Below are 5,087 nucleotides of genomic sequence, written 5' to 3'. Positions count from 1 at the left end.
GTCCCTGTTCCGGAATGCGGCGATGCCGCACGGGGCAGTTATCGCGCAAGCCCATTACATAATCAATTCAAGCCGTGGGATGTCGGTCACGATTATCGATATCGGCAACGCCCCTGCCCTGGTGATCAGGGTACTCCCCCAAACTGCTTCCAGTCTTCATTAGTGCTAGCGTGCACCGTCAAGCCAGTGATGCAAGGATGCGCTGCAGGATCGTCTATGACCCCGACATTACCTCTATTTCCAGACCGCATGAGGCTGTTCCTCCTCCTCGGACTCTGCTTAATACTCACCTCCTGCGATCTGGTGATGGACAGCTCCTACGCCACGAAGCAGGAAGCCGTCGACGCCGAGATGATTGCCAAGGGCTGGATTCCCGCGTGGGTGCCCGAGGAGGCGACCGACCTGCGCGAGGTGCACGACCTCGATTCAAACGTGAGCGCGCTTGCCTTCAGCAAACCACGCAGCAAGCAGTTGTTGTTGCCGCCCGGTTGCCGGCCCGTCAACCACAGCGCTACCCAGCCGGCGCTGTTCAATCGAAGCTGGTGGCCGAGTGAGACCGCTCTGAAGCGCTCCTATACCTTCTTTCGTTGCGAGCCCGAATTCGGCAAGTCGATCTTCGTCGCAACAAGCAGCACAGGCAATCGCGTGCTCTTCTGGCGCACGTACGCTCGCTGATGCGCATGCCCACCCTCCCCTTCAACCCGACACTGCAGATGCACACTCCAGGAACGGTCGTCACCACCCTCGCCCTTTGCCTGTTGCCCAGCCTTCCGGCCCACGCAGAGCAAAGCACCCCTGGCGATGTAGAAGCGATCGAACAGGTGATCGAGTCCTTCCGCACCTCGCTGATCAACAAGGACTGGTCCGCACCGAGCGGGGCTGGAAGATCTTTTCAGTGATCTATTCGATACGTGACAAACGCAGTTCCGCGGAGAGCTGATACTTCCTTCCAGCCAATCAACGTCAGCCAGTCACCATCAACCACCACGCGCAGCTAAATCCTGATTCCGCAACCGCTCCGCAAAATACCGCGTAGGCGATTGCCCCAGCGCCTTCTTGAACATCGTGATGAACGCCGTCACCGATTCATAGCCCAGGGTTTCAGACACCCGCTGCACCGCCGCGCCGCCGGCAAGCTCGCGAATCGCAACCAGCAGATGCAGCTGCTGCCGCCAGCGCCCGAACGACAGTCCGGTTTCCCGATCAATCAGCCGCGTCAACGTGCGCTCACCCAACGCCAGGCGTTTGGCCCACTCGCTGATGGTGCTGCGATCGGCCGGATTGGCTGACAGCGCCGCAGCCAGCGCACGGATCTTGGGGTGGTCGCTCACCGGCAGGTACAACCGCTCGGCCGGCATCTGCACCAGTTCGTCCAGCAGCACACGCGCCAGGCGATCGGTGTGCCCGCCGCGCGGGTAGTCGTGCGGCGCATCGGCCAGGTGCAGGATCATCTCGCGCACCATCGGCGAGATCGACAGCGTCACGCAGTGCAGTGGCAGGTCGGCAACGCCTGGCTCGACGAACAGATAGCACAGGCGCGCGTTGGCGGTCGCGCGGTTGCTGTGCGGCATGCTGCCGGGAATCCACACGCCGCACTGCGGCGGCACGATCCACAGCGCATTGGCCACCTCGCAGGTCACCGCGCCATGAAGTGCCAGGATCAGCTGCCCTTTCCGGTGGTCATGCACCGGAATCTCAGCATCGTGGTCGGCCACCTGCAGGCGACTGGCCACTGCCGGCCGATCCGTCGCGTCCGGGTCCAGATCAAAGCCAGGCAGAGAAATGCGAGTCATTCTCGATGACCGGATTCAGCGATAGATTGACATTATAGCGAAATTCGGTGGAGGGGCTCGCTGAATACGATGGCGGCATGCACATCCCCGCCCCCAACCGCCCTTGGCTTTCGCGCCCCATCGCGCTGTTGACGTCGCCCGCATTGAAGGTCGACCGCGAAGCGGTGCTGTTCTCGCTCAAATGCCTGCTCGCCGCGATCCTCGGGCTGTATGTCTCGCTGCGCATCGGCCTGACCCGCCCGTTCTGGGTGATCGGCACTGTCTACCTGGTGTCGCAGCCGATGTCCGGCGCGACACTCAGCCGTGGCCTGTTCCGGCTGCTGGGAACCGTCGSCGGTGCGGTTGCTACGGTGCTGCTGGTGCCGCGGTTCGCCAACGCGCCGATGGTGTTGAGCGTGGTACTGGCCGCCTGGATGGGCCTGTGCCTGTACCTGGCCATGCTCGACCGCACACCCCGTGCGTACGCCTTCCTGCTGGCCGGGTACACCACCAGCCTGATTGGTTTCCCGGCGGTGATGGTGCCCGATGACGTCTTCACCATCGCCATCACCCGCGTGCAGGAAATCTCCATCGGCATTCTTGCGGCGACGCTGGTCCATGGCCTGCTGTTGCCACGCCGGGTCTCGGCGCGTGTGCACGCGCGCGTGGCATCGATCCTCGCCGATGCGGAGCGCTGGACGCGGGACATGCGCGCTGGCGCAAACGAAACGGTACTGGCTGCGGATCGCTCCAAGGTAGCCGCAGATCTCCTCGAGCTGCACACGCTGTCCATCCACCTGCCGTTCGACAGTGTGCACGGCGTCGCCCAGGTGCAGATCCTGCGCGCACTGCATGACCGGATGCTCGATGTGCTGATGCTGTCCAGCGCCGTGGACGAATCACTGGCCCAGCTGCGCGCGCAGCCCGCCGGCACGGCGCGCACAGCATGGCCGGACCTGCTGCGTGCAAATCTCTGCGCACGTCAGGCCGAACTCGATGCTGCGCATCACGACTGYCGGTTGCTGGAAGAGCAGCTGCACACTGCCCGCCCGGACTGGCGCCGGCATGTACCCGTGCACCTTGCCAGGAAGGCGAACGGTCATGTGCTGCATCGTGACCACCGGATCGCCCTGCGCAGCGCCTTGGGCGCCTTCGTTGGCATCGTACTGGCCTGCGCGCTGTGGATCATTACCGCGTGGTCCGATGGTGCAACCGCCGTCTCCATCATCGGCACCGCCTGCGTGCTGTTCGGGACCACCGAGGCACCTGCCGGGCATGTCATGCGCTATCTGATCGGGTCGACCATCGGCGTGGTCATCGGGCTGTTCTACGCGCTGGTGATCTTTCCGGGTCTGTCCGATTTCGTCGGTCTGGCCATGGCACTGGCGCCGGCACTGCTGGTGTGTGGCTCGTTCCTCGCCCGCCCGCCGTTCATCATGGGCGCATTGGGGGTAGTGCTCACCTTCCCCCTCATCGCCGGGTTGGGCGCCACCAATGCCACCCACATCGCGGGCGCACTCAACAGCAGCGTAGCGCTGTTCGTGGGCACGGCGGCGGCGCTGTGCAGCATKTCGCTGTTGCAGACGCTGGACAGCAATCGAAGCCGCGCGCGCCTGCAGGATGTGATCCGGCGGGACATCGCACGCCGCGCCGCCGGGCAGGTGCGAAATGCCAGCGACTGGACAAGCCGCATGGTGGATCGGCTTGCGCTGCTTGCCCCTCGCCTGCGCGGCCATCCGGACGCAGCCCCCACGTTGCGGACGCTGTTTGCGGACATGCGCGCGGCCAGTGCCGTGGCCGAACTGCGTGTAATTGGCGGGGCGTTCACTGACCGCCGCAGCCGCGACTGCCTGGCCCAGTTGCTGCACAGCGCGTCTGCCCACTTCCGTATCCGTACCTCCACATGCCGCACAGTGGATACGCCGCTGCTGGAATCACTCGAGCGCACACGCGAGGTGGTCATTGCTGGCAACAACGGCGCATCCAAACGTGTTCTTCCGCTGCTCTGCGGCCTGCGCCGTGACCTGATCGCTCCGTTGATCGTACATGGGGACTGAGTCGATGTTCTCCGATATCTCCATTGACGGCGTCTTCGTTCCCGGCCTGCTGGCGGTGGCGCTCATCGCGCTGGCGCTGTCGATGGTGGCCTCGCGGCTGCTGGCAAGCCTCGGGCTGTACCGGCTGTTCGCCTATCGCCCGCTGGTGGGCCTTTCGCTGTTCGTGATCCTGGCGGAGCTGCTGATCCAGCTCGCGCCCCTGCTTGAGAGACTGAAATGAAGCACCTGTTGAGTGTCATTGGCCGCTGGAGCGCAACGCTCTGCCTGTTCGCCGTTGCCGTCATCGCGGCCCTGTCCCTGTGGAACCGATACGAAACGCAGCCCTGGACGCGCGATGGCCGGGTACGCGCGGATGTGATCCGCGTGGCATCGGACATGGGCGGACTGGTGACCCAGGTGCTGGTGCAGGACAACCAGCGGGTGAAAGCCGGACAGCTGCTGCTGGTGCTGGACCAGCCGCGCTATGCCGCCGCGCTGGACAAGGCCGATGCCGCAGTGAACAGCGCGCAGGCCACGCTTGCCCTTGCCCGCCGTGAATCGAAGCGGGACATCGCGCTGGGCAACCTGGTGGCTTCGGAAACGCGGGAGCGCAATGCCGCCAAGGTCGATACCGAAGTGGCCAGCCTTGCACAGGCCCGAGCGGAGCGGCGGGTGGCGCTGCTGAACGTGCAGCGCACCGAAGTGCGCGCCAGTGCCGATGGCATCGTCACCAACCTCGACCTGCACCCGGGCGACTTCCTGCAGCCGGGTGCCCAGGCGCTGGCGCTGATCGACGGCGCCAGCCTCCGGGTCGAAGGCTATTTCGAAGAAACCAAGCTCAACTGCATCAATGAAGGCGATGCCGCTGTCGCCCGCCTGATGGGCGATGGCCGCGACGTGCATGGGCATGTGGAGAGCATCGCCGCCGGCATTGCCGACGATCAGCGCGCGAGCACCCACAACCTGCTGCCATCGGTTGCGTCAACGTATACCTGGGTGCGGCTGGCGCAGCGGATACCGGTGCGCATCCACTTGGACGACGTGGCACCGGATACACGCCTGATCGTCGGCAGAACCGCCAGCGTGACCATCACTCCGCGCGCGCAGGGAGCCTGCAAGTGATCGGTACCGCATCACGCGTGGGCGTGCTCGCCTGTGCGCTGTCGCTGGCCGGCTGTGTGTCCGGCCCAGACTACACGCTGCCGGCCAACGCGGTTGCCGCCGCGCCGGCAGCCCGCCGCGCATTCGTATCGAGCCACCAAGCGGCCTACGCACAGGC

Annotated in this window: 6 protein-coding genes; 5 read left to right on the top strand and 1 reads right to left on the bottom strand. The window is 64.9% G+C overall.

All coding sequences use genetic code 11. From position 1 onward, the window contains the following. Positions 1–249 precede the first annotated feature (249 nt). Positions 250–675 carry a hypothetical protein gene (locus tag AB4Y84_RS12745; RefSeq protein WP_313250913.1) on the top strand — a complete coding sequence of 142 codons (426 nt, stop codon included), beginning with the start codon at positions 250–252 and terminating at the stop codon, positions 673–675. Further along, complete coding sequence (locus AB4Y84_RS12740; protein ID WP_425541349.1) at positions 675–899, top strand: hypothetical protein; 225 nt, start codon at positions 675–677, stop codon at positions 897–899. The genes AB4Y84_RS12745 and AB4Y84_RS12740 overlap by 1 nt, the downstream gene beginning before the upstream one ends. A gap of 78 nt (positions 900–977) precedes the next feature. On the opposite strand, the gene AB4Y84_RS12735 is transcribed toward AB4Y84_RS12740, so the two are convergent. Next, positions 978–1,793 (bottom strand): AraC family transcriptional regulator, encoded by an 816-nt coding sequence (locus tag AB4Y84_RS12735; RefSeq protein WP_312786668.1) that lies wholly within the window; start codon positions 1,791–1,793, stop codon positions 978–980. Between the two features lie 77 nt (positions 1,794–1,870). Between AB4Y84_RS12735 and AB4Y84_RS12730 the strand changes: the two genes are divergently transcribed. The 3 genes from AB4Y84_RS12730 to AB4Y84_RS12720 are packed head-to-tail and all read left to right on the top strand — an operon-like array spanning position 1,871 to position 4,930. Further along, complete coding sequence (locus AB4Y84_RS12730) at positions 1,871–3,829, top strand: FUSC family protein (protein WP_442250226.1); 1,959 nt, start codon at positions 1,871–1,873, stop codon at positions 3,827–3,829. Positions 3,830–3,833: 4 nt separating this feature from the next. Next, the gene (locus tag AB4Y84_RS12725; RefSeq protein WP_442244858.1) at positions 3,834–4,049 is read left to right on the top strand and encodes a DUF1656 domain-containing protein; all 216 of its coding nucleotides are present in this window, start codon (positions 3,834–3,836) and stop codon (positions 4,047–4,049) included. Beyond that, positions 4,046–4,930 (top strand): HlyD family efflux transporter periplasmic adaptor subunit, encoded by an 885-nt coding sequence (locus AB4Y84_RS12720; protein ID WP_442244859.1) that lies wholly within the window; start codon positions 4,046–4,048, stop codon positions 4,928–4,930. The genes AB4Y84_RS12725 and AB4Y84_RS12720 overlap by 4 nt, the downstream gene beginning before the upstream one ends. Positions 4,931–5,087 lie beyond the last annotated feature (157 nt).

This window comes from Stenotrophomonas sp. 2YAF22, assembly GCF_052114665.1.
GTDB lineage: Bacteria > Pseudomonadota > Gammaproteobacteria > Xanthomonadales > Xanthomonadaceae > Stenotrophomonas > Stenotrophomonas indicatrix.
Note: the sequence above shows the minus strand (reverse complement) of the source record. Positions and strands in the feature narration are given on the sequence as shown.

Coding starts and splice junctions, on each gene's coding strand:
- AB4Y84_RS12735 (WP_312786668.1), bottom strand. CDS start 1,793: ATGACTCGCATTTCTCTGCCTGGCTTTGATCTGGACCCGGACGCGACG.
- AB4Y84_RS12725 (WP_442244858.1), top strand. CDS start 3,834: ATGTTCTCCGATATCTCCATTGACGGCGTCTTCGTTCCCGGCCTGCTG.
- AB4Y84_RS12745 (WP_313250913.1), top strand. CDS start 250: ATGAGGCTGTTCCTCCTCCTCGGACTCTGCTTAATACTCACCTCCTGC.
- AB4Y84_RS12720 (WP_442244859.1), top strand. CDS start 4,046: ATGAAGCACCTGTTGAGTGTCATTGGCCGCTGGAGCGCAACGCTCTGC.
- AB4Y84_RS12740 (WP_425541349.1), top strand. CDS start 675: ATGCGCATGCCCACCCTCCCCTTCAACCCGACACTGCAGATGCACACT.